17 protein-coding genes are annotated in these 23,838 nt (G+C 72.4%); 8 read left to right on the top strand and 9 right to left on the bottom strand.

Going from position 1 to position 23,838, the window contains the following annotated elements; genetic code table 11:
• The first annotated feature begins 271 nt into the window (after window positions 1-271).
• The 3 genes from ASG48_RS02780 to ASG48_RS02790 all read left to right on the top strand — a co-directional run bounded on the left by ASG48_RS02780 (window position 272) and on the right by ASG48_RS02790 (window position 3,706).
• Window positions 272-1,321 (top strand): NAD-dependent epimerase/dehydratase family protein, encoded by a 1,050-nt coding sequence (locus ASG48_RS02780; RefSeq protein ID WP_082529184.1) that lies wholly within the window; start codon window positions 272-274, stop codon window positions 1,319-1,321.
• An 86-nt stretch (window positions 1,322-1,407) separates the two neighbouring features.
• Window positions 1,408-2,166 carry a sugar transferase gene (locus ASG48_RS02785; RefSeq protein WP_055844795.1) on the top strand — a complete coding sequence of 253 codons (759 nt, stop codon included), beginning with the start codon at window positions 1,408-1,410 and terminating at the stop codon, window positions 2,164-2,166.
• Window positions 2,167-2,305: 139 nt separating this feature from the next.
• The gene (locus tag ASG48_RS02790; protein ID WP_055844798.1) at window positions 2,306-3,706 is read left to right on the top strand and encodes a UDP-glucose/GDP-mannose dehydrogenase family protein; all 1,401 of its coding nucleotides are present in this window, start codon (window positions 2,306-2,308) and stop codon (window positions 3,704-3,706) included.
• A gap of 126 nt (window positions 3,707-3,832) precedes the next feature.
• Here the strand turns inward: ASG48_RS02790 and ASG48_RS02795 are convergent, their stop codons facing one another.
• The 6 genes from ASG48_RS02795 to ASG48_RS02820 are packed head-to-tail and all read right to left on the bottom strand — an operon-like array spanning window position 3,833 to window position 11,816.
• Window positions 3,833-4,645: a glycosyltransferase family 2 protein gene (locus ASG48_RS02795; protein ID WP_055844801.1), complete on the bottom strand. Its 813-nt coding sequence runs from the start codon at window positions 4,643-4,645 to the stop codon at window positions 3,833-3,835.
• Window positions 4,642-5,991 (bottom strand): hypothetical protein, encoded by a 1,350-nt coding sequence (locus ASG48_RS02800; RefSeq protein ID WP_055844804.1) that lies wholly within the window; start codon window positions 5,989-5,991, stop codon window positions 4,642-4,644. The genes ASG48_RS02795 and ASG48_RS02800 overlap by 4 nt, the downstream gene beginning before the upstream one ends.
• Window positions 5,988-7,379: an O-antigen ligase family protein gene (locus ASG48_RS02805; RefSeq protein WP_055844807.1), complete on the bottom strand. Its 1,392-nt coding sequence runs from the start codon at window positions 7,377-7,379 to the stop codon at window positions 5,988-5,990. Before ASG48_RS02805 ends, ASG48_RS02800 begins: the two co-directional genes overlap by 4 nt.
• A gap of 32 nt (window positions 7,380-7,411) precedes the next feature.
• Window positions 7,412-8,677, bottom strand: a complete 1,266-nt coding sequence (locus ASG48_RS02810; protein WP_082529185.1) for a glycosyltransferase family 4 protein — start codon at window positions 8,675-8,677, stop codon at window positions 7,412-7,414.
• A complete protein-coding gene (locus tag ASG48_RS02815) occupies window positions 8,674-9,630 on the bottom strand; it encodes an NAD-dependent epimerase/dehydratase family protein (RefSeq protein ID WP_244486703.1) in 957 nt (318 codons plus the stop codon). Before ASG48_RS02815 ends, ASG48_RS02810 begins: the two co-directional genes overlap by 4 nt.
• Window positions 9,631-9,650: 20 nt before the next feature.
• A complete protein-coding gene (locus ASG48_RS02820; RefSeq protein WP_055844813.1) occupies window positions 9,651-11,816 on the bottom strand; it encodes an exopolysaccharide transport family protein in 2,166 nt (721 codons plus the stop codon).
• Window positions 11,817-12,342: 526 nt separating this feature from the next.
• On the opposite strand from ASG48_RS02820, the gene ASG48_RS02825 reads away from it, so the two are divergent.
• Both ASG48_RS02825 and ASG48_RS02830 read left to right on the top strand, forming a co-directional pair.
• Window positions 12,343-13,461 (top strand): acyltransferase, encoded by a 1,119-nt coding sequence (locus tag ASG48_RS02825; RefSeq protein WP_162243892.1) that lies wholly within the window; start codon window positions 12,343-12,345, stop codon window positions 13,459-13,461.
• Window positions 13,462-13,544: 83 nt separating this feature from the next.
• Window positions 13,545-14,687 (top strand): GNAT family N-acetyltransferase, encoded by a 1,143-nt coding sequence (locus ASG48_RS02830; protein WP_055844818.1) that lies wholly within the window; start codon window positions 13,545-13,547, stop codon window positions 14,685-14,687.
• 72 nt (window positions 14,688-14,759) lie between these two features.
• On the opposite strand, the gene ASG48_RS02835 is transcribed toward ASG48_RS02830, so the two are convergent.
• Together ASG48_RS02835 and ASG48_RS02840 are read right to left on the bottom strand one after the other, a co-directional pair.
• Window positions 14,760-16,280: a right-handed parallel beta-helix repeat-containing protein gene (locus tag ASG48_RS02835; RefSeq protein WP_055844821.1), complete on the bottom strand. Its 1,521-nt coding sequence runs from the start codon at window positions 16,278-16,280 to the stop codon at window positions 14,760-14,762.
• On the bottom strand, window positions 16,277-17,653 hold the full coding sequence (locus tag ASG48_RS02840; RefSeq protein ID WP_055844824.1) for a polysaccharide biosynthesis/export family protein: 1,377 nt from the start codon (window positions 17,651-17,653) through the stop codon (window positions 16,277-16,279). Before ASG48_RS02840 ends, ASG48_RS02835 begins: the two co-directional genes overlap by 4 nt.
• Before the next feature lie 230 nt (window positions 17,654-17,883).
• Here ASG48_RS02840 and ASG48_RS02845 point away from each other — a divergent pair, with 230 nt between their 5' ends.
• Complete coding sequence (locus ASG48_RS02845) at window positions 17,884-19,188, top strand: GNAT family N-acetyltransferase (protein ID WP_055844827.1); 1,305 nt, start codon at window positions 17,884-17,886, stop codon at window positions 19,186-19,188.
• Window positions 19,185-20,504, top strand: coding sequence for a GNAT family N-acetyltransferase (locus ASG48_RS02850; RefSeq protein WP_055844830.1), 1,320 nt, complete (start codon window positions 19,185-19,187; stop codon window positions 20,502-20,504). The genes ASG48_RS02845 and ASG48_RS02850 overlap by 4 nt, the downstream gene beginning before the upstream one ends.
• A 28-nt stretch (window positions 20,505-20,532) precedes the next feature.
• Here ASG48_RS02850 and ASG48_RS02855 read toward each other — a convergent pair whose 3' ends face one another.
• Window positions 20,533-21,954 carry a phosphomannomutase gene (locus ASG48_RS02855; RefSeq protein ID WP_055845431.1) on the bottom strand — a complete coding sequence of 474 codons (1,422 nt, stop codon included), beginning with the start codon at window positions 21,952-21,954 and terminating at the stop codon, window positions 20,533-20,535.
• A gap of 267 nt (window positions 21,955-22,221) precedes the next feature.
• Between ASG48_RS02855 and ASG48_RS18505 the strand changes: the two genes are divergently transcribed.
• On the top strand, window positions 22,222-23,835 hold the full coding sequence (locus ASG48_RS18505; protein WP_055844833.1) for an Ig-like domain-containing protein: 1,614 nt from the start codon (window positions 22,222-22,224) through the stop codon (window positions 23,833-23,835).
• Window positions 23,836-23,838: the final 3 nt, after the last annotated feature.

The following is a 23,838-nucleotide window of genomic DNA, read 5'->3' on the forward strand; positions in this document are numbered from 1 at the left end:
GAGACGGGACCTCGCGCGTCGCGAAGCGTCGGCTCTTGCGAGCGATGCCGTCTGCGAATCGCCGTCCGTTGCGGAAGCCATGAAATATCGTCCGAAGAAGAAATCGGGCGTAATCTTCGGAAAGTCCGGGCGCCCCTGCGTCAGGCGACGCAGAGGCCATCTCTTCTGTCGGATGTTGCGGAGCACAATGGGACTAGCTCCATTGGCACTCTGTTAAAGCTCCCCGCCACGTCCCAGCCTCGGAACGCGAAAATCCCGAAAGGAGAATGCGATGCTGGGTACGAGCAGCGGTAAGAAGGTCCTTGTCACGGGTGCGGGGGGCTTCATCGCGCACCACCTCACGACGAGGCTGAAGGAGCTCGGCTACTGGGTCCGCGCGGCGGATATCAAGCAGCCGGAATACGAGCCGACCAAGGCCGACGAGTTCATGCAGATCGACCTGCGCGAGCGCTCCAACTGCGCGGCGGCCTGCGCGGGCATGGACGAGGTCTACCACCTGGCGGCCGACATGGGCGGCATCGGCTATATCAGCCAGTCCCATGCCGAGATCACGCTCAACAACACGCTGATGGATGTCGGCATGGTCGAGGCCGCGCAGCGCGCCGGGGTCGGCCGCTTCCTCTACTCCTCGTCGGCCTGCGTCTATCCCCAGCACCTGCAGCACGATGCCGACGTGGTGCCGCTCAAGGAGGAGGATGCCTTCCCCGCCGAGCCGGAAGAGGGCTACGGGCTGGAGAAGCTCTACACCGAGAAGCTGTGCCAGTACTTCACCGAGGACTACGGCATGGCCACCCGCGTCGTGCGCTTCCACAATGTCTACGGGCCGCTCGGCACCTATGACGGGGGACGCGAGAAGGCGCCCGCCGCCATCGCCCGCAAGGTCGCGCTCGCGGCGACCGACGGCCATATCGACATCTGGGGCGACGGCCAGCAGACGCGCACCTTCATGTATGTGGACGATTGCGTGGAAGGCATCATCCGCATCATGCGCTCGGATTACGGGCTGCCGCTCAATCTCGGCACCGACGAGCTGGTGACGATCGACGAGCTCGTCGACATCGTCTCGGCCGCGGCGGGCAAGACGCTCGAGAAGCGCCACGACCCGACCAAGCCCCAGGGCGTGCGCGGCCGCAACAGCGACAATTCGCGCCTGCGCCGCATCCTGGGCTGGGAGCCGACCATCACGCTGCGCGAGGGCATCGTGCCCACCTACCGGTGGATCGGCCAGCAGCTCGGCGTCGCCACGCCGCAGGACGTGACGCCGGCGCATGTCGCGCCCGAGCACAGACCCTATGCGAGTGCCCGTTCCGCCGTCGCCTGAGGCGCTGCGGAACGGTTCGTCCCGGAAACCATGACGACTGTCCGGCCGGGCCCGAGGGCCCGTCCGGAAGGCGGCGGAGACATGCCATGTCGATCCTTCTCGATGACCATGAGTCCATCGCCCGAGACCCCTATGCCGGGACCGGGCCGGACGGGGCCTCGGCGCTGGCCGGCGCCGCGCTCGGCCTGCCCGCCCTTCGCCGCCGCGCCAGCCTCGCCAAGGCCGAACCCGGCCGCTTCGCCAAGCGCCTCCTGGATCTTGCCGTCGCGCTGCCGCTTCTCGTCCTCGTCCTGCCGCTCGTCCTTCTTCTCGCCCTGGCCATCGCCTGCATCGATGGTCGCGGCCCGTTCTATGCCCAGCCCCGGGTCGGGCTGAACGGGCGCACCATCCGCGTCTGGAAGCTGCGCAGCATGTATCGCGACGCCGATGTGAGGCTCGAGCGCCATCTCGCCGAGGACCCGCTCGCGCGCGCCGAATGGCTGCGCTGCTTCAAGCTGACGAACGATCCCCGCATCCTGCCCGGCCTCGGCCAGTTCATTCGCCGCACCAGCCTCGACGAGCTGCCCCAGCTCTGGAACGTGCTCGTGGGCGAGATGAGCCTCGTCGGCCCGCGGCCCTTCCCGCGCTATCACCTCGCCGCCTTCGGCGAGGAGTTCCGCGCCCTTCGCGAGAGCGTCACGCCCGGCCTCACCGGGTTGTGGCAGGTCTCGGCCCGCAGCGACGGCGACCTTGCCGTGCAGGAAGAGCTCGACAGCCGCTATGTCGAGACCTGGTCGCTGCGCCTCGATCTCGCGATCCTCCTTCGCACCGTGCCGGCCGTCCTCTTCGCGCGCGGCGCGCGCTGACGCCATTTCGGGCGTCGCGCCTGCGCCAACGCCGATCGGCGCCGGCCCTGGGCCCCAGCGCCGCCTGATGTCCCGCACGATGGCGACACACCCGCCCGCCGCGCCGCGTGGCCCGCCGGATCCTCCTCGGAGAAGACAGATGATGAGAATATGCGTCGTGGGAACCGGCTATGTCGGTCTCGTCACGGGGACCTGCCTTGCGAGCCTCGGGCACAGCGTCCTCGGCGTCGACACGCAGGAGGCCAAGATCGCCATGCTGAAGGCCGGCGTCATGCCGATCTACGAGCCCGGCCTCGAGGCCCTCGTCGGCGAGGCCCGCGAGGCCGGGCGCCTCGCCTTCGCGACGGATGCCGGCGAGGCGATGGAGGCCGAGACGCTCGTCCTCGTCTTCGCCATCGGCACGCCGACCGGCGCGGACGGGGCGACGGCCGACCTCACCGCGCTCCTGTCCGCGGTCGAGACCGCCGCCCGCCAGCGCGCCGCCGCCCGCCGCGACGGTTTCGTCGCCATCGTCGTGAAGTCGACCGTGCCCGTCGGCACCTGCCGCGCGCTCGACGCCCTCGTCGCCCGCCACCTGCCGCGCGCCGCCTATGCCGTCGTCTCCAATCCCGAATTCCTGCGCGAGGGCAACGCGATCAAGGACTTCCTGGAGCCCGACCGCATCGTCGTCGGCTCCGACAGCGAGGAGGGCCTCGGCCTCATGCGCCGCCTCTACGCCCCGCTCACCGACCGCGGCTTCCGCCTCGTGGCGCTCGGCCGGGTGGAGACGTCGGAAATGGTGAAATACGCGTCGAACGTGTTCCTCGCGGCCAAGATCGGCCTCGTCAACGAGTTCGCGCGCCTGTGCGACCGGGTCGGCGCCGATATCGACGACCTCGCCGTGGGGATCGGCCTCGACCGGCGCATCGGCGGGGCCAGCCTCAAGGCCGGGCCCGGCTTCGGCGGCTCCTGCTTCCCCAAGGATCTGCGCGCCCTCACGCGCACCGCGCTCGACCGCCACTGCCCCATGCCGATCGCCGAGGCGGTGATCCTCTCCAACGAGATGCAGAAGGCCCATGCCGTGGCGACGATCGTCGAGACGCTCGGCGGCGACGTGCGCGAACTGCGCCTCGCCGTGCTCGGCCTGTCCTTCAAGGCCGGCACGGACGATCTGCGCGAGGCGCCGGCGCTCGCCATCATCGAGGCGCTGATCGCCGCCGGCGCGCGGGTCGTCGCCTACGACCCCGTCGCCATGGTCCATGCACGCGAGCTGCCGGCCGACATCGAACTTGCCCCGTCCGCCGAGGACGCGGTGCAGGAGGCCGATGCGGTGGTGATCGCGACGGAATGGAAGCAGTTCGCCGCCCTCAACTGGGGAAGGCTCCAGGCCGACATGGCGCGCCCGCTGGTCTTCGACCTGCGCAACATCCTCGACGGCCCGGCGCTGGTGGAACTCGGCTACGACTACGTGGCCCTCGGCCGCCCCGGCGCCACGACCCTGACCACGCCGGCCGACGCCGCCTCTCTCGCCCGCCCGGCCCATTCGATCGCCGCCGAATGACCCGCCGGCCCGCGCCGCGGGCCGCATCTTTCCAGACGAAGACGCCGCCCGGTTCGCATCGGGCGGCGTCTTCGTCTGCAGCGCTTGGCCCGGCCGGCCCGCGAGAGGGCCGGCCGGGCGCGAGGCCTAGAAATAGCTCTGCGCGGCCGGGTCGATGCGCGTGCGCAGCGCGGCCGAGGCCTTCACCGCCATCCATTGCGGGTTGCGCAGGTTGAACCAGACCTTCAGCGCCTGGCGCCAGAACAGCTGCTCCACCGTCGAGCGCGGTCCGTGGCGCAGGAGGACGGCTCTCGCCTCGGCATTGGCGCGCACCGCGTTGACGACGCTGTTGTTGAGGCGCGTGCGGCGGAAGCAGGTGAGGGGGGCCGCGATGCGCGCATAGGGCTCGCGTTCCAGCGCCCGGGCGAAGAGCTCGTAGTCGCCGGCATCCTTGTACTCGATGTTGAACCCGCCGAGCTCGGTGAAGAGGCGCCGGGTGAAATAGGTCGACATATGCATGATCGGGTTCCAGCCGAGGCAGGCGTGGACGCGCGCGGTCATCAGGCTCGGCGGGGCGGCGAGCGCCCCAAGGTCCTCGCCGCGCTCGCCGATCCAGCGGATGCCGCCGACGATCCAGCCCGCGCGCGTGCGCTCGGCCGTCGCCACGATCTTCTCCAGCGCGCCGTCGAGCATCAGGTCGTCCGAGCCGAGGAAGCCGAGGAGGTCGCCCTTGGAGTTGAACGAGCCCTTGTTGATCGCGTCGAAGATGCCCTTGTCGCGGCCCTCGATGATGCGGCAGCCCGCCTCGCGGGCGATGGCCACGGTGTTGTCGGTGCTGCCGGCGTCGACGATGACATGGTCCACCTCGAAGCCGGGGCGGTGGTTGCGCTTCACCGAGTCGATGCATTGCCTGAGATAGGCGGCGCCGTTCAGCGTTGGGGTGACGATGGTGACGATCACGGGCGATCTCCTTCTTCGATGGGACGGGGCAGGCGGGGACGGGCGGGCCTTGCGCCGGCGGCCTTGGATCCGCGCGGCGCGATCAGCCGGATCTCGAGGCGCGACAGGACGGCCGCGCTCATCAGGATGCCGCGCAGGCCGAGCACGATCGTGAGGGCGATCGCCGCGCCCGGCAGGCCGGCGGCCAGCGTCAGCGAGGGCGCGAGCAGGATCATCGCGGCGGTCGTCACGACGTCGGCGACGAGCCCGTCGCGCCCGCCGCGCACCCCGTGGAGATAGGCGCAGGCGACGTTGGCGGCATAGCCGAGGAGCGAGCCGCAGGCGAAGATGCGGATCGCCTCGACGATGACGGGCTCGGCGTCGAGCGGACCGTAGAAGAGGCGCACCAGCGCCGCCGGCGCGGCCAGCATCAGGATGGAGAGCCCGCCGATGAGCGGCAGGCCCGTGGCGGCCAGCGGCCAGACGGCGCGCCAGGCGGCGTGGTGGCCGCGGGCGAGGGCGCGCGCCGCCACCTGCGGCACCACGTTGCAGATGCCCGTCACGATCGGCGTCGACAGGTTGACGATGTTCATCGCGATCTGGAAGGCGCCCGCCGCGGCCGTGCCGCAGAGGAGCGCCAGCAGCCAGGGCAGGGTCTGCACGCGCCCGAGGCCCATGACGTTGCTCAGCAGCGACCATTTGCCCAGATGCAGGTATTCGGCGCAGAGCGGGCGCAGCGGCATCAGCTTGGCGCCGAGCGGCGAGAGCTGCCCCCATTGCACGAGCGCGCCGGCGAGGGCGCAGGAGCCCATCACCCAGAAGGCCTGCTCGATCGACAGCGTCCCGAGGGTCGCGGCCGCCATGAGGGCGGCGACCTGCCCGCCATAGCGCAGGACGTCGCCGGCGATCGGCGCGAAATGGCGGAAGTCGGCGATGAGCGCGCGGCGCAGCGCATCCTGGATCTGGCCCGCCACCAGCACGAAGAGAGCGGGCAGGAGTAGATCCGGCGAGATCAGCGCCCAGACGAGCACCGACAGGACGAGCGCCAGCGGCAGGCACAGGACGAGCGTGAGGAGAAGGCTCGTCAGGATCAGGCGCCGCCGCTCGGGCGCCTCGACGGCGGCGGCCACGATCGAGAGCGGGTAGAACACCATCGAGGAGGACACCGCCTGCATCAGCAGCAGGATGCCGAGCGCCATGGCGAAGAGGCCGTAGGCCTCGAGCGCGATGTGGCGGGCGAGCACGATGTTGAAGACGAAGGTGCCCAGGCTGAGGACGCCCTGGTCGACCAGCGGCCAGGAGGCCGAGGGCAGACGCGCCCCGGCCGCCTCGATCCGGCGCCGCGCCGTCTCGAAGGCGCCGCTCATCGCCCCGCCAGCCCGGTGCGCGCGGGCGCGGCCAGCGCCGCGAGCCCCGCCGCCCGCGTCTCGGCCAGGCGGTCGCGGCACAGGGCGGCATAGGTCATGGCCATGCCCGTGCCCGCGCCGAAGAGCACCCAGAAGATCACGCCGATCATCGGCCCTTCCAGGGCGACGTCGAAGGTGGAATTGACGAGGGCGCCGACGAGATAGCAGGTCACGAAGACGAAGGCCGAGTTCCACTCCACGTCGCCGTTCATGCGCGAGCGCCAGATCGCGCCGAGCATCGTCGAAAGCCAGGCGGCCAGAAGCGTCAGCCAGAGAACGAGGCCGGGAACGCCGGTGCGCGCCAGGATGGTCATGTGCGCGTTGTGCGGGCTGCGCAGCGGCGGACCGTCGAAACGACCCGTCCCGGCGAAGCCGTCCACCGCGGCGAGGTTGATGCCGAAGCCGCGCCCCGTCCAGTAGCCCTCGCCATAGACCGTGTAGGCGATGATCTTGTCCCACCATTGCAGGCGCCATTTCTTGGTGCCGTCCAGCATCTCGTCGCCGGAGGAGCCGACGATGCTCAGCGAGTTGTCGATCAGCTGCCCGACGCGCACGGTCCGGTAGTCCGAGCCGAGCGGGATCTCCAGGTCGACGGCATAGAGGACGGAGACGACCGGCAGCACGAAGAGGCAGGCATAGACGGCCGGGCGGATGCGCCCGGACAGCGCCATGCACAGGACGGCCGGCACGAGGATCGCCAGCATGCCGCCCCGGCTCTGGGCCGAGATCGCCACGAAACCGGCGAAGGCGAAGGCCATCCACAGGAGCGAGCTGCGCCGCAGGCCGAGGATGGAGAAGACGATGGCCGCGCCCAGATGCGTCGCCACCTCGCCGCCGCGCAGCTGCATCATCGGCGCGCCCGAGCCCGGCCATTGCGGTATCACGCCGTCGAGCGCCTTGGGCACCGTGTAGAGGAAGGCCGAGAGAAAGCCGTAGACGGTGAAGAAGGGCGCCGCGCGCCGCAGCGCGAGCGCGATGCGCTCCGGCTTCTGCAGGATGAGATTCGCCACGATGAAGGCGAAGAGGCCGTAGACGACGATCACGCTGTCGCGCAGCGCGTCGATCCCGTAGGGGCCGACATAGGGAACGGTGCGCACCACCACGAGGGCGATGAGCATCGCCAGCAGGAGATGGGGCACGCTGTAGAGGACGGCGCCGGACGGACGGGGCCAGACCAGCGTGACGAGGCCGGCGGCCAGGATCATCTCGGCCGGAAACAGCGGCGGCACGCCCGCATAGGCGAAGCCCTTGCCGGTGAAGGCATAGGCCGCCAGCGCGAACAGGAGGACGGCGAAATAGCGGTCGGCGAAGCGTCGTTCTTCGGCTTGCGGGGCACCGTCATGGGGCATGGATCGGGCCTCCCGTCCGGGGCGAGACGAACTCACCGCAGCCTGATGACGTTGGCGCCGGCGTCTTCCACGAGACGCCGGGACGCGACGCTGGCGGGCCGGGCCGATCCGGCCTCGGTCAGCGCGCGTTCGTAGCCCTCGAAGGCGGCGAGCGCGGCGTTCGGCCAGTTGAACTGCGAGCGCGCCCGCGCCCGCGCCGCCGACCCGAGACGTTCGATGCGGCGGCGGTCGTGGACGAGCGAGAGAAGCGCCTGCACCAGGGCGTCGGGGTCGCCCGGCTCCACGAGCACGCCGCTGTCGGCGTCGATCTGGTGGGGAATGCCGCCGACGCGCGAGGCGACGACGGCAAGGCCATGGCTCATCGCTTCGAGCACGACGAGCGGGAACGTGTCGGCGAGCGTCGGGAAGACGAAGACGTCGGCGCGGCGGAAGCAGGCCTGCGTCTCCGCGTCGCTGAGCCGCCCCGTCACGAGGATGCGCTGGCCCGGGCGACAGGCCGAGAGCGCCTTGGCATAGGCCACGGCCTCGCGCCGCTCGCCGCCCAGGATCAGCTGGTAGGGCTCGGTCAGCCGCGCGAAGGCCTCGAGCAGAACGGGCAGGCCCTTGTTCGGCGTGTGGTTGGCCAGAAACAGGAAGGTCGGCGCCCCGCCCTCGCTGCGCGGCGTCACGCCAAGCGTGGCGAGGAGGTCGCCGTCGCGCCGCTCGTTGGCCGGCTCCGGGTTCGAGACGCCGTTGCCCACGATCGTCACGTTGTCGGTGCGCTGCCCGAGCAGCCGCAGGAGGTCGACGTCGTGCGGCGAGAGCGCGAAGACGCGCGCCGCATGGGCCACGACCTGGCGCACCGGCTCGACCACCGCGTTGCGCCAGACCGCGCGCTGGACGGCATTGAAGGCATAGACCTTCAGGCCGTTCACCACCTCGTTGAAGCCATGGGTGGAGACGACGTAGGGCAGGCCGAGCTTGCGGCAGGCGCGCGCGATGCGGCGCATCTCGAGCGCGGGCATCGGATTGTGGATATGGACGAGATCGAAGCGCTCGCTCCGCAGAAGCGCAGCCATGTCCGAGCGGTAGAAGAGCGTGCGGTGGCGCGTGGGGACATGCTGGCCCCGCAGCACGAGGGGCAGCGAGGTCTCGACGGCGAGGCGTCGGAACCGCGCCGGCGCCATCGCCGGGCCGGTCATCGAGGCGACGGCCATGTCGCAATGCTCGCTGAGCGCGTCGCTCAGGCTCTCGGCGGCGCGCGCGGCCCCGCTCACGGACAGGTGCGGCGGCACCACGATCGTCGCCAGGACCTTCATGGGTGGTACCGCGCGGAAAGCGACTGGGCGAGTTCGGGATCGCGCCAGAGATCGGCGACGGCGTCGTCGATGGTCAGGCGCGGCTGCCAGTCGAAAAGGGAGGAGATGCGGCTGTTGTCGGCGGCGAGGAAGGGTCGGTCGACCTTGCGCAGGCGGCTCTGGTCCTCCTCCACGACGAAGTCGGCCCGGCTGACGCGGCGCAGCTTCTCCACGACCTCCGTGACCGAATAGGCCGCCGAGGTGCCGAGATTGACCGTCAGCGTCTCGCCCGGTTCGACGGCGCCGCCGAGCGCCACCGCCATGAAGCCGCGCGCGGCGTCCTTCACATGGATGTAGTCGCGCATCGGCCAGAGATTGCCGAGGCGGATGCGCGTGTGGCCGGCCTTCAGCTGGGCGACGAGTTCGGGCAGGAGGTGGGGATTGGTCTCGCCGGGACCCACGACGTTGAAGAGCCGCACGATGGCGCCCGCCAGCGGCCGCTTGGCCGCGTAGTGGGCGACGAAATGCTCGCCATGCAGCTTGGACAGCCCGTAGATGTCGGAGGGCTGCTGCTGGCTCGTCTCCGAATGGGGCTCAGCGTCCGGCTTGTAGACCGCGCCGCTGGAGGCGAAGACGAAGCGGCATCCGGCGGGCGCGGCGCTCAGCAGCGTCATCGTGCCGAGGACGTTGGTGCGCATGGCGCCGAGCGGGTCGTCCTCGCATTGCGGGATGTAGTGGATCGCGGCGAGATGGACGACGATGTCCGGCCGCACCGCCTCCATCAGGCGCCCCACCGCTTCGGCGTCCTCGATGTCGATCGCATGGGCGGTGAAGCGATCGTGCTCGCGCGGCTCGAAGCGCGAGGCTCCGGCGATGCCGCGGTCGACGACGTGGACGGCGTGCGCGTCGTAGAGGAGGCGCGTGAGCTCGCGGCCGACATAGCCGTTGCCGCCTGTCACCATGATCCGTTTCAAGACAGTCTCTCCCCTGGATGTCAGTTTGTGTGGGCCGAGCGCGGGCCGAGATAGCGGCGGGCGAAGTGCAGGTTGTCCTTCAGCCCGAACCGGCGGTGGCGCCGCACGTCGACCTCGCTGAGGACGACGGCGAGGTCCGGCGTCTGGGAGCGCTGGAGCTGGGCGCAGGCCGCGGCGACCGCCGAGCGCGGGGTGGCGTTCCAGCGCGTCACCAGGAGCGTCAGGTTGGCCATGCGCGAGAGGACGACGGCCTTGGCGTCGACGAGCACCGCCGGCGCCTCGACGAGGATCAGGTCGAAGGCCCCCGAATGTTCCTCGACCCAGGCATGAAGGCTGTCGCTGTCGTCGAAGACGCCCTCGTCGTCGCTCGCCGACCAGTAGTCGCGCACCAGCGCCGTGCCGGCGAGCGGGCGCGCGACGCGGGCGACCGTCGTGATCTCCTTCTGCCCGGCGGCGCGGTGACGGGTGCAGGCGTAGCCCGAGCCCTCCGCATGGCGCCGGCCGGCATTCTCGATGGTGAGGACGCGCCGGTTCATGCCGGCGAGGACGCCCGCAAGGCCTCGCACGAGTTCCGTCTTGCCCTCGCCGGGCGCCGTCGAGGTCACGGCCACGATCAGGCCGCCGCCGCGCGTGGTGAGGCCGCAGGAGACGGCGAGCGCGCGCAGCGCCTGCTGGCGAAGCTCGCCGTCGCCCCCGCCCGGACCCGCCGCGGGCACGAGGCCCGCGCAGTTGGCGCCGAGGTCCGCCTCCACCTCGCGCGCCGAGCGGAAGCCCGTGTCGCGCATTTCGACGAGGAAGACCGCGAGCAGCGCGAGGCCGAGACCGGCACCGCCCGCCAGGATCAGCACGAGCTTGGGCTTGGGCGAGGCGGGCGTCGCCAGCGGCTCGGCCGGGCTGACGAGCTGGGCGGCCACGGGCTTCAGCTCCGCCAGCGCCAGGGCTTGGCGATGGCTTTCCTCCAGCCGCTCGACGGAGGCGCGCGCCCCGTCGGCCTCTGTCTCGAGAAGCTTCAGCGTCTTGGCCGCGCCCTGGCGCTCGGCGGCGGCGCGCTGGGCGTCCGCCACGCGCTGCTCGAGGCTCGCGGTCGAGGCGATGGCGCTGCCGACATCCATGCGCGTGATGTCGATGGCCGAGGCCACCGCGTCGAAGAGCTGGGCGCGCGCGGCCTCCAGCGTCTGCTCGGCGCGCAGGTAGAGCGGATGGCGGGTGCCGAGGGCGGTGGCGAGCTTGGCGGCGTTCTGGCGCGCCGCCACCTCGGCCTCGATCAGGCGCTGCGCGTCCGTCGAGCCGGCGAGATCGAGCACCGACGGCGTCCGGCCGAGGCCGGCGGCTTCCTTCAGCCGCGCCAGCCGCGCCTCCAGGTTGAGCCGGTCGAGACGGACGGCGGAGAGCTGGCCGAGAAGGTCGCCGAGCTGTCGGTCGGCCGTCTGCAGGTCGCCTTCGCCCGCCGTGATGACGCGCTCGTTGCGGAAGGCGTTGACCTTGGCGTCGGCGGCCGCGAGCTCGGTACGGGCCGAGCGGATCTGCGCCTCCAGCCACTGGCTCGTGCGCAGCGCGGCGTTGACCGAGACCTCGACGCGGCTCTGGAGATAGGCGTCGGCGAAGGCGTTGGCGATCCTGGCCGCGCGCTCCGGGCTGCGGTCGGCATAGGCCACGCGGATGAGATAGGACTTGCCGTCGTTCTTCACCTTCAGCCCCTGCTGGAGGGCCATCACCTGGCGGTCGCCTTCGGGAATGGGCGCGGCGGGGGGCATTTGCGGCAGGAGGCCTTTCACCCGCGCGACGAGCGTGGAGAGGACGGAGGGCTCGGCCGGCCGGGCGGTCTCGGGGCCGATGGCTGCCACGACACGGCGGGCGACGGCGCGCGAGCGCAGGATCTCCGCCTCGCCCTCGACGAGCGAGGCCGCGTCCACCGCCGTGTTGCCGCCGGACGCGCCCGACCCTGTGGCCGCGCCCGCTTCGTTCTCGAACTTCAGCTGCACCAGCGCCTCGCCCACATAGGTCTTCGGCAGGACGAGGAGCGCGGCGACGGCCGCCGACAGGACGAGCGCCAGGATGGCGGCGATCATCCAGCGGCGGCGCCACACCGTGCGCAACACGTCGGCGAAGGCGGCTTCGTAGCGAGGGCGCAGGTCCTGGACGGGCCGGGCCAGTCGCGTGAACTCTCGGTGCGAGGCGGAATTCATGGAGCGTATCCGTCAGCTGGAGGCGGCTTCGCGGACGCATGGTGCAATGCGAACCGCAGCGCTCGCCGCCGGCTTTCTGGGACTGCCGGCGACGGGTCCGATTAAGAGGCCGGCACAGCCCACAATTGAAGTTCGTCTCCGGGAGTACTCCGATTCCCCGGGGCCGCCGCCGCACGCGTTCCACGGCTCTCAGGGGTTACCGCGCAGGGCCTCGCGAGGGGCGAGCGGCGCGGCGAACCCTCCCGCGCGGGAAGCCCTCAGGCCGCCCGATCGGGCCCGTTTCGTCCTGTTTCGAACCGTATCGGAGGGTTGTCGTTGCAGTGCAGCATCGTTCCTCGGTGGTAGCGCCATTGCCGCGGCGTCTTTCCCCGGCGGCGCGACTACCGTGCGAGCCGAGCCCGCCGGCGCCGATCCGCGGACGGCCCTGTCCCGGGCCTCACGCCCTTCGGACCGGCGGCGGCGTCCGGCCGAGACCGCCTTCGCGTGTCGCATGGCAAGGACCGGCGCCGGTCGGGAACGGAGCATGATGCAAGCGGCACGAAACGTCCCCATCCAGTGGCTGCGCGCCCTGGCCGCCCTCGAGGTGATGGTCTGGCATTCCGACCTTCTCACCAAGCGGTTCTCGGACGCCTCCATCCAGGACAGTCTCTATCGTCCCTTCGGCGGCGTCGGCGTCGAGGTCTTCTTCGTCGTCTCCGGCTTCCTGATGGCGCTCGTCACCGCCGGGCGCCCAGGCGCGGCAAGCTTCGTGGCCGGGCGGGTGCGCCGTCTCGTGCCGCTCTACTGGGCCTTCACCAGCCTCGTCATCCTGGCCTTCGTCATCAACCCCAGATGGCATCTGGCCGATTTCGAGCCGGCCTTCGCGCCGATCGCCAGCGCCTATCTCTTCCTCCCCCAGACAGGGTTCCCGGTCCTGCCGGTCGGCTGGACGCTGGAATACGAGGTCCTGTTCTACGCGCTCGTGGCCGGGTTCCTCCTCCTCGCCCCCGCCTGGAAACCGGGACGCGCGGCCTTCGCGCTGCTTCTTGCGGGCCTCGGTCTCCTCGGGGTCCTCTTTCCCGGTCTCGATACCGTCAGCCCGTGGCTCGGCCATCTGGCGACGCCCTACTTCTTCGGCTTCGCGCTCGGCTGGTCGCTGCAGGTGGCGGGCGAGGGGGGGCCGGGCGCGGCGATCCTGCCGGTCGTGTCGGCCATGCTGGCCGCCGCCGCGCTTCTGGCGGGGCCGGAGGCGGGCCATCTCGTCTGGCGCATCGCGCTGGCCGGCCTTCTCGTGGCGCTCGCCATGCGGCTCGGTGCCGGCCTTGCCGCCCCGGGGCGGGGCGGGCGCTGGCTCGCCACCGTCGGCGAGGCCTCCTACAGCATCTATCTCAGCCACTGGTTCGTGCTGTCGATCGTCGGCAAGCTCGCCGGCGCCGCCGATCTGCCGGCCGGGGCGGACGTGCCCCTGCGCATCGCCGGATGCCTTCTGGCGGTGATCGTCGGCACGGGCCTCTACCGTCTCGTCGAGCATCCCCTCGACCGCCGCCTGCGGCGCCTCGGCTGGCGCGGGCTGCGCCCGTCGCTGCCAACGCCCGCGGCGCTGCTGACCTACCTGGGAACGCGAGTGGCGCGTTCCGACCTGACCGAAAGGGTTCGACGGCCATGAGGAGCCAGGGCAAGGGGGCGGAGGTCCCGCGGGCGTTCGAAGCGTCCGTCTCGCAGCGCAGGCACAGGCCGGCCGCGCAGGCATTGCCCCGCCATCCCGAGGCCGGCCGGCGCGTCGACGTCGTCGGCTTCGAGCGCTTCGCCTCGATCGAGGCCGGCTGGCGGGCCCTGGCCGGGCTGCAGGACCGGCCTGTCCTCTACCAGAGCTTCGACTGGTGCCACCCCTGGGTGAAGGCCTGCGCGGGGATCGGCCGGCCGCTCGACGTGCGCGTCGTCACCGTGCGCGAGGAGGGGCGGCTCGTTCTGGTCTGGCCGCTCGCCCTGTCGCGCCTCGGGCCCATCCGCATCCTTCACGCGCTCGGCGAGCCGGCGACGCAATATTGCGACCTTCTCGTCGAGCCGGGCGCCTGCGGCGGCGACTATGTCGACCTCGCCTGGGACCGGATCGCGGCGATGCCGGACGTCGATCTCGTGCATCTTCGCAACGTGCGCGAGGGTTCCGGGCTCGATCTCCTGCGCCGCATCTGCCTGCGGAAGTTCCAGCGCTCGGCCGACGCCGCCCCCTATCTGCGCCTCGGCTCCTGCGAGGCGGGCTCGGTCGGCGACGGCCCGCGCGACCGTTCCAGCCGCTCGCGCAACGCGTTGCGGCGCCATCGCAAGCAGCTGGCGCGCCTCGGCCCGGTCACCTTCGAGGTCGTCGACCCTTGCGATCACCGCATGGCGGCGCGCGAGGCCTTGGCGCTGAAGCGCGCCTGGCTCGAGACGCGCGGCACGCTGAGCGCCGGCTACGCCCATCCCGCCAACGAGCCTGCGATCGAGGATCTGGCCGAAGCCGGGCGCTTCGCCGTCACGCGCCTTCGCGTCGGCGCCGCCACCGCCGCCATCGAGATCGGCCTCGTGGAGGCCGGGCATTACTATTCGCTCATCCAGAGCTACGACCAGGCCTTCGCCGCGCATGCGCCCGGCCGGCTCCTGATCTGGCAGTTCATCGAGGAGAATCCGTTCGGGATCGAGACGATGGACTTCCTGCCGCCCTCCCTGCCGCACAAGATCGAGTGGACCGACGCCAGCGTGCCGGTGCGCGAGTTCGCCGTGCCGCTGACCTCGCGCGGGCGCTTGGCATTGCCGGCCCTGCGGCGCCTGAAGGGCGGCCTGAAGAGGCTCCACGCCGCTCTGCCGCTGCCCCTGCGCCGCCGTCTCCTGCGCTTGGCCGGCGCCATGGACTGAAGCGCCGAGGGCGGGCGAGAGGCGCGCGTCCCGCCCGCCGCGCATCCGGCCGGGCGGGGCGACCCGGCGGCGCTACGGGATGGCGTCGAGGCTCGAGCCGGCCTCCTGGCCGAGCTCCTTCAGCCCGTCGAGATCGAGCTCCGTGCGGCCCCAGACGAAGATGAGCCGCGCGCCGTCGCGGGAAAGGTAGCGGTTGTCGCGGAAGACGTTGCCGCCGGTCTCGATCACCCGCTCGTTCTCGCTGCCCGGATCGACGTCCGAGACCCCGCCATTGCGCCCGACCGCGCCCTCGAAGCGAACCGTGTTGCGCTCGACGCGGTTGGCCTCGGTGCGGTGGAGGCTGGGACCCTCGCCGACGGGCCGCCCCTGATCGACCAGCGCGATTCCCGCCCGGTCGTCGAGGACTTCGACGACGTTCTCCTCCACTCTCACGCCGCGCGAGGCCGCCACGAGGATGCCCGCGCCCCAGAACCAGCCGGGATCGCCCCGGCCGTTGCGCAGGAGGAGGTTGCGCCGCACGAGCGCCTCGTAGCTGATCTCGTGGAAGAGGCCCGCGCCGTCATTGTCGGCGATGCGGTTGTCCTCGTAGACGGTGCCCCGGCATTCGATGTCGCACCACAGGCCCGGGCCGACATTGCCGTGCACGTCGTTGCCGCGCAGGATCGTGTCCGTGGCGAGCGCCCCCTTCACGCCGCCGCCCTCCCAGGCCGGGTCGAACCCGCCGAGATTGTTGTAGGCCACGACATTGCCCTCGATGAGGACGCCTGCGTCCGAGAAGCTGATGCCGAGCTGGCCGTTGTGGTGGACGAGATTGCCGGAGATCGCGGCGCCGGGGCCGGCGAGGATGCCGAGCCCGGCATTCAGGCGCACGTCGTTGTGCTCGATGCGCCAGTCGGCGGCCGCGGGGCTGCGGTCGTCGTAGATCGCCCCGCGCTGGGCGGGATTGGCGTATTTCTCCACCGTGAGGTCCGAGACGGTGACGCCGCGCGCCCCGTTCGAGAGAAAGGCGTAGCGCGCGCCGCCCGCTTCCACGAGGCGCCCGGCGGGATCGTCGGCGAGAACGACGCGGCCCCGCGCGTCGACGAGGAAGCGCCCCGGTTCCAGCGCCTGCGGCTCGGTCACCTGTTCCAGCGGCACGCCGTCGAGAAAGACCGTCTCCGGCCGGTCGCAGGCCGGCCGCTCGTCGAGGCAGAGGCCCCGCCGCTCCGACACGGGGATCGCGGCGGCCGAGACGAAGCGTCCGCCCTCGCGCGAGAAGGCCGCGAGGACGCCCGCGCCCGAGAGGATCGCGCCGGGCTCGCCGAAGAAGGCCTGCCCGTTGCGCGGCGCGATGGTCTGCAGGCGGTGGAGGCCGCTCCCGATGCAGAAGGCCGTGCCCTCGGGCGCGCCCGCCGCCCGCCGGCCGAGATCCTCGCCGGGGGCGAGCTGCACGGCGCCGGCGGGGCAGCGACCCGGTCGCGGCCCGGCGTCGCGCGCGGCCCGCCCGGCGTCGGGAAGATCGGTCGGGGCGGCGCTCGCCTGCGCCGCCAGCGGCGAGCCGGACGCCAGAAGGGCGGCGATGGCGAGGGCCAGACGGGGCGGGAGCGTGCTCATCGCTGGCTCAGCCGGTCCGGCATGGACTCGCGGCGCGGCGCGGGCTCCTCCGCCGGCGAGGGGGTCCCGGCGGCCGGAAGGCGTAGATCGTTGCCGCCGCTCGCGGGCTGGGCGCCGGACGCGCCCCCGACCTGCAGGATGTCGCCGGGCCACAGGACCGTCGTCGCCTGCGCCTCGAAACTGTCGATCGCCCCGGCGCGGTAGCGCGAGATCTTCATCGTGAGCGGCGCGTTCGCGCTGTCCATGGCGCCCGGCATGCGCTCAAGCTTCAGCTGCCGCGTCTCGGCCACGAGCGGCAGTCCGCTCTCGGACTCGGCCAGCCGCAGGCGCGTGTCCTGAAGGTCCGCCATCAGCTTGCTGCGATAGCTCGTGTCGAGCTCGTCGAGCTTCAGCCGTGCCTCGGCGAGCGTCGAGCGCGAGCGCGACAGGTCGGAGAGGATGCGCGACAGGTCGGAGCGGCTCTTCGACTTCTCCCGCTGCAGGTCGATCACCGCCGATTTCTTGGTGAGGCCGTTCACGAGCAGGCTCTGGAAGTCCTTGATCTGGTCGTCGATGAAGGCGATCTGCTCCTTCTGCAGATCGGCCTGTTCCTCGAAGGACTGGATCTCGGCCTCGAGCTGGCGGCTCTGCTGGGCGAGAAGGTCGATCTGGCGCTTCTGCGACACCGTCTCGAAGGAGAGGATCTCGCGCTCGCCCTCCACGAGCCCCTCCAGCGCCTCGCGCTCCGGCGCGCCGACGCGAGGAAGCGTGATCTCGGTCTCGCCCTTCAGCTGCGCCTCCAGCCGCGCCTTGCGCGCGAGCTGCGAGAGATAGCCGATCGTCAGCGCCTTCAGCCGCTCGTCGGTCTGCAGGAAGTCCGAGCGCTGGGAGAGGTCGTCGCCCGACAACCGCGAGAGGCCGCCCGCCAGCGCGAGCGCCGTCTCCACCGTCAGCCCGTCGACATAGGCGTAGCGCCCCGGCGCGCGCACGCCGCCGACGATGGTGAAGGGGCGCAGCTCGGCCAGCCGGACGTTGACGACCGGGTTCTGCAGGTAGCCTTCCGAGAAGCGCGTGACGAGATCGGCCTGCAGGCCCTTCGGCGTCATCTCCCGCACGTCCACCGATCCGAGGAGCGGCATGGTGATCGTACCCGTCGGCTCGACGAGATAGGTGCCCGAGACGTCCGGCTGGTCGAAGATGGTGACGGTGACCCGGTCGCCGGGCGCCAGGAGATAGGCCTCGTCCGGCACGCCCGCCGCGGTGCCGGCGCCAAGCGCCGTCGCCGGAGCGAGACAGGGCAGGAGGCCCGCCGCGAGGAAGGCGGCGAGGAGGGCGCCGCGCCGTCTGCCGCCCGGCGATGCCGCCGGGCGCTCTCCAGCTCGCTTCGCAACCATGGTCCGCCTCCGTCCCGTCCGTTGAAGAGGGCCGAGCCTAGACCCGCGCGCGGGCCCCGCGCGTGGCTATTCCTGGGAGGGCGGGCGGCCGGACGGGGTAACCCGCGGGACGGCGCGGCGCGGGGCCGCCGGGGTTCCCGGAAGAAACGAATTACTTCCGATCCGGCCTGCGGGAACGCGGATCGCCGGGCCTAGACTCCGGCCGATCCCCGAGAGCGGAACCTGCGTCCATGATCGAAGCCCTTCCGGCCAGCCCCGTGCCCGTCCCGCCCGTCGCGGCGCTGCGGCAGAGCGCCTCCCGCCCCGGCGTCCTCGCCGAACGCCGGATCGGCGCGCCGACGATCCTGGCCGAGATCGTCGGCCCGGACCGGTTCGAGGCGATGGACCGCCTCGTCGGCGATCTTGTCGCGCGGGCCGCCGAGGACAACGTCTTTATGGAGCCGATGCTTGTCGGCGCGGCGGCGCGAGCCGCCGGAAACGGCCCGGTCGAGGTCGTCCTCGCCTGGGAGATGCGGGACGGCGCGCTGACCGGGCGGCTCCACGGCGCCTGGGCGCTCCTGCGATGCCGCCCGTCCTCGCGCCTGCCGCTCGACGTTCTGAAGGCCTCGGTCCACGACCACGCCCCGTTCGGCATTCCGCTCCTCGACGCGCAGAACGCGGTGCCGGCGCTCGCCGCCATCCTGGACGCGCTGGCCCGCCGGCCCGGCCACCCGCATCTCGTGGAGGTGGTGGCGGTCGGCACCGAGGGGCCGGTCGCCGCCGCCTTCCGCACGGTCCTCGAGCGGAGCGGGCGCGCCCATCTCACGCTCAACCCGCGCCAGCGCCCGCTCCTTGCCGGTGAGACCACGCGCGCCAGGCTCTCGCCGAACCGCGTCAGGGCCTTGCGCCAGCGCCGCCGGCGTCTGGCCGAGCGCGGGACGGTCACCGTGGACGTCCATCGCTCCCCCGGGGAGGTGGAAAGCGCGCTCGAGGAGTTCCTGGCGCTGGAGGCGGCCGGCTGGAAGGGCGGCTCGGGGCGCGAGGCGCGCGCCATCCGCACCCGGCCGGCGCTGGAGGCCTTCTTCCGGCTGGCCGTGCTGCGCCTTGCCGAGCGGGCCCGCGCCTGCGTCGTCGCCCTTCGCGTCGACGGCCGCCCCGTCGCGCTGCGCATCGTCCTGCGCTCGGGGAAGAGCGCCTTTACCTGGAAATCGGCCTATGACGAGACCCTCTCGCACTGCGCGCCGGGACTCGTTCTCCTCCAGGAGACGACCGACGTCTTGCTTGCCGAGCTCGCCGTCGCGCTGGTCGATTCCTGCAATGCCGGCGAGGAGGGCTACATGGCCGAGTTCTGGACCGGCCGGCGCGCCGTCGCCGACCTGATCTTCGACGCGAGGCCCGGACGAAGTCCGTCCTTCGCCGTTCTCGCCGCCGCCGAGCGCCTGCGCTGGCAGGCGCGGATGGCCGCCCGCCGGCTGCGCGCCGCCGGCGCGGAGGGCCGCAGCTGGATGACGCGTCGATCGAAGACCGCAAAGCCCGCAGCGGCGGATCGGCCGTGACGGCGAACGAGCCGGGCGCGGCCGCCGCCCCGCGAAGCCTGAAGCGGCTTTCGTCCGTCCCGCTCGCGCTTCCCGGCCCCGGCCGGCTCTGGCGCGGGCTCTTCCTGCGACCGGAGCCGCAGCGGCTCGAACCGGAGGCCGATCCGGCGGCGCCGCGCATCACCGTCGAGATCGCCGACGCGCCGCGCTTCGCCGCGCTCGGCGCGGCCTTCGACGATCTGTGCGCGCGCGCGGCCGCGCCCAATCCCTTCATGCACCCCGCCGCCGCGCTGCCGATCGCCGCCACCGCCCGCACGGCCGCGCTGCTCGCCTGGGACGGGCAGGCGCGCCTCGTCGGCGTCTTCTTCGGCATTCTCGAGCGCAGCCGCGTCACCTGGCCGTTCGAGGGATTCGTCAGCCCCGTCTCGCCGCTCGCCAATCTCGGCAGTCCGGTGATCGATCGCGACCTCGTCGAGCCGGTGCTGCGCGCCTTCCTCGTCACGCTGAAGCATCGCGGCGACCTGCCGGGCCTCGTCGAGATCGGCGATCTCAACGCCTGCCTCCTCGAACCCCTGCGTCGCGCCGCCGACGCCGAGGACGGGCGCGTCGCCATCACCGAGCGGCGCTGTCGCGCAAGGCTCCTGCCGGCCCCCGACGGGCCGGCCTTCTGGAGCTCCACGGTCTCCGGCCAGCACCGGCGCGAGCAGCAGCGCCAGCGCCGCCGGCTCGCCGATTCCGGTCGTCTGGATTTCGTCGTGGCCCGCACGCCCTGCGAGATCGCGGCCAGCGTGGAGGACTTCCTGGCGCTCGAGGCGGCCGGCTGGAAGGGCGCGCGCGGCAGCGCCGTCGCCAGCGATCGCGCCGTCGCGCTGTTCTTCCGCGCCTATCTCCGGGACATGGCGCTGGCCGGGCTGGTGGAGACCCATGCCTTGAAGCTCGACGACCGGCCGCTCGCCGTCTCGGTCTCGCTCCATGCCGGGCGCCGCGCCTTCACCTGGCGCATCGCCTTCGACGAGAGCTTCCGCAAGTCCTCGCCGGGCCTTCTCCTCTTCGAGAACATCACCCTCCGCTATCTCGCGGATGGCGCGATCGAGGAGGTCGACAGCTGCAACCACCGCGATGCCGGGTTCCAGGCCACGCGCTGGCCGGCCCGCCACGGCATGGTGGACGTGCTCGTCGATCTGCGGGCCAAGCCGCTCTGGCCCGTCGCCTCCGCGCTCGCCCTGCGCGAGCGGTGGCGGCGCCTCTTGCGGGCGAGGGCCGGCCACTGGGTCAGGCGGGCGCGCGCCCTGCGCCGCCGCCTTCGCCGCAAGGCCGCTTCCGGCGCCAGGGGGTGAGCGCCGGAAGCGGCCGTCGACGTCTGCCTCAGGCGGGCGTGGCGGCGGCAAAGGCGCGGATGCGCTCCAGACCGGCATCGACCAGCGCCTGCGCGGCCTCCGCGCGCGCCGCTTCCCCGTAGCAGCGCATCTCCGGCGCGTTGCCGGAGGGGCGCACGTGAAGGACGGACCCGCCGTCGAGGAAGATCTGCACCCCGTCGATGTCGGCGACCTTCTGCACCGTGCCCAGACCCTCCGCGAAGGCCGTGACATTGGCGGGCGCGGCGGTCAGATGGGCCATCAGCCGGGCGCTGTCCTCGCGGGCGAAATGCTCGATGCGCCCGCTCGCCGCCACCGGCAAGGCGAGCGAGGCGACGAGGGCCGAGAGGCTCGTGCCCGCCTCGGCCATGGCCGAGAGGACGCAGAGCATCGGCAGGACGCAGTCGCGCGTCGGCAGGGGAGAGAGCGTGCGCCCGCCGATCTCGACCGGCGTCGCCGTGAGGAAGCCGCCATTGGCCTCGAAGCCGACCACGGGATGGCGCCCGGTCCTGGCCGCCCGCGCCATGCCCTCGATGACGAAGGGCGAGCCGACCCGCGTGCGCACCACGTCGAAGCCGAGCGCCTCGGTGATGCCGGTGTTGGAGGTGACGGGCGTCACCACGGTGCCCGCGCCGAGGCGGCGCGCCGTGAGCAGGCCGAGCACGTCGCCGCGCACCTGGCGCCCGGTCTCGTCGGCGACGAAGGGCCGGTCGGCGTCGCCGTCGGTGGAGAGGATCGCGTCGAGCGAATGCTCGGCGCACCAGCGCCCGAACCGGGCGATCGTCTCGGGCGCGATCGCCTCGGTGTCCACGGCCACGAACCCATCGACGCGGCCGAGGCGCAGGACGCTCGCGCCCGTATCCGCCAGGAGGTCGGCCAGAAGGTCGCGCGCGACGGAGGAATGCTCGTAGATGCCGATCCGCTTGCCCTCCAGGAAGCCCGGCGCGAAGAGGCCGGCATAGCGGGCGCGGTAGGCGTCGAGCGCCGCGCCGCCGTCGCTCTCCATCGCGTCGGCCTGCGTCGCCGAAAGAGGTGCCACGTCGGCGACGGCGGCCGCGATGGCCGCCTCGTCGCTCTTCTCGATCTCGCCGTCCGGCCGGTAGAACTTCAGCCCGTTCTGGTCGGCGGGAATGTGCGAGCCGGTCACCATCAGGCAGGCCGCGCCCTTGGCCATCGCATGGCAGGCGAGGGCGGGCGTCGGCAGCGCGCCGCAATCGACCGGAACGAGGCCGACCGCCGCAAGGCCGGCGGCGCAGTCGCGGGCTATGGCGGGGCTGCTCTCGCGCCGGTCCTGGCCCAGGAAGACCATCGCTCCCGGGCTGGCGAAGCCGCTCTGGAGGAGATGGGTGCCGAAGGCCTTGGCATAGGCGCCGCTCGCGCCCGAAAGGAGATCGGTCACCGGCCCGCGCAGGCCGCTCGTTCCGAATTTCAGCATCGTCGTTCCTCCGGCTGGGTCCCGCGGCGTTAGTTCGCCTTCCCCGCGAGTGTCAACGTGCGCGCGGGCGCACGGCAACGGCGCATTCGCGGTCCCTCCGCCTGCGCCGGGCAACCCGTAAGGCATTCTTGCCATTAACGACGCCCGCGGAAGGCCGGGTGATTTGCTTGTGGGGTTTGGGTCTTCTCTATAATTGTCAAGGCCGAAAGACCATCAGATTTCAGGAGGGCGGCGCTTCGGGCCGGCCTCCCGCGGAGATACACCATGCATCGCAAGGCGCTCGCGATCGTCCTGTTCTGCCTCGTACTTCTGGCGGCGATCGTGGCCGGGTACTGGGACATGCTGAACAGCGAGAGCCAGCGTCTCTCCCGCACGCCGGATCTGGCCGGCGACGAGGCCGCGCCGCAGGACGCGCCGGCCGTTTCCTCGGTGGGCACCCCGAGCGCGCAGGCTCCCGCCGCATCCGTCCCCGCGCCCGCGACAGAAGCGGCGGCGCCGGGCACAGGCCCCGCCGCGCCGGCCGAAACCGCGTCCGCGCCGGCCGCCGGCGAGGCCGCGCCGGCGCCCGCGTCCGGTCGCGCGGCGTCGGCCAACGGCGTCGTGCCACCGGCACCTGTCGCCGCCGACGGCAGCCCGACCTTCGACATCCTGCGCGTGGAACCCGACGGCTCGACCATCGTCGCGGGCAAGGCGGCGCCGGGCACGGCCGTCACCCTGTCGGACGGCGAGCGGGTGCTCGGAAGCGACACCGCGAACGCGGCCGGCGAGTTCGTCGTCGTCCTCGGCGACCCGCTGCCGGCGGGCGATCACGAGCTGCGCATCCGCGCGCAGGACGAGGCGGGCCGGTCGAGCGTCTCGAAGGAGGCCGCCGTCGTCAGCGTCCCCGGCGACGGGGCGCAGGGCCAGGTCCTCGCCATGGTCGAGACGCCGGACGCTCCCTCGCGCATCATCTCGCGGCCGCAGGCCGAGCCGGCCGGGACCGCGCCGCCGGCCGCCAACGCGCCCGCAGCCGGCGAAGACGCGGCGACCCCGGCAGGCGCGCCCGCATCGCCGCGCCCGCAGGCCGGGACCCCGCCATCCGCCGCCGAGCCGCAGGATCCTGCCGAGCCCCCCCTGCGCGTCGATGCCGTCGAGATCGAGGACCGCTCGGTCTACGTGGCCGGCAGCGGCACGCCGGGCTCGACCGTGCGGCTCTATGTCGACAACGACTTTCTCGCCGCCGCGCCCGTCGGGCCGGACGGGCGCTTCCTCGTCACCGCGCAGTCGCCCGTCGCGGTCGGCCCGCATATGGTCCGAGCCGACGAGATCTCCGCTTCGGGCGCCGTCTCCGCGCGCGCCGAGGTGCCGTTCGAGCGCCCCGAGGGCGTCGCCGTCGCGGCCGTCTCGCCGGCGCCGGAGCCGGCCGCGGCGCCGGTCGACACGGTTCCGGCCGCTCCCTCCGCGGCCCGGGGCGAGCCCCCGCGCGCGCCGGCCGCGCAGGACGTCGTGCCCGGCGGCGCCCAGGCCCCGGCTCGGCAGACGCCGTCCGACGCGCCTCTCGCCGGCGGTCCGGCACCCGTCGGCGAGGCCGCTCGGGCGCCCGCCGCGTCTCCCGCCCTTTCCCCCGCTCCGGCCCCTGCGCCGGCCCCCGCGACCGCCGAACCGGACGCCGGCGTTCCCGTGCGCCGGCAGGCGGCGCTGCAGGCGAGCGAGCCGCGCGTCATCATCCGCAAGGGCGACACGCTCTGGCGCATCTCGCGCGAGACCTACGGGCGCGGCAGCCGCTACACCGTGATCTACCTCGCCAACGGCCAGCAGATCCGCGACCCCGACCGCATCTATCCCGGCCAGATCTTCCGCATTCCGAAGGACGAGGCGGCGCCCGGCGCCAAGAGCTGAGAG

The sequence above is a fragment of the Aurantimonas sp. Leaf443 genome (assembly GCF_001425575.1).
In the GTDB taxonomy this organism is placed as follows: domain Bacteria; phylum Pseudomonadota; class Alphaproteobacteria; order Rhizobiales; family Rhizobiaceae; genus Leaf443.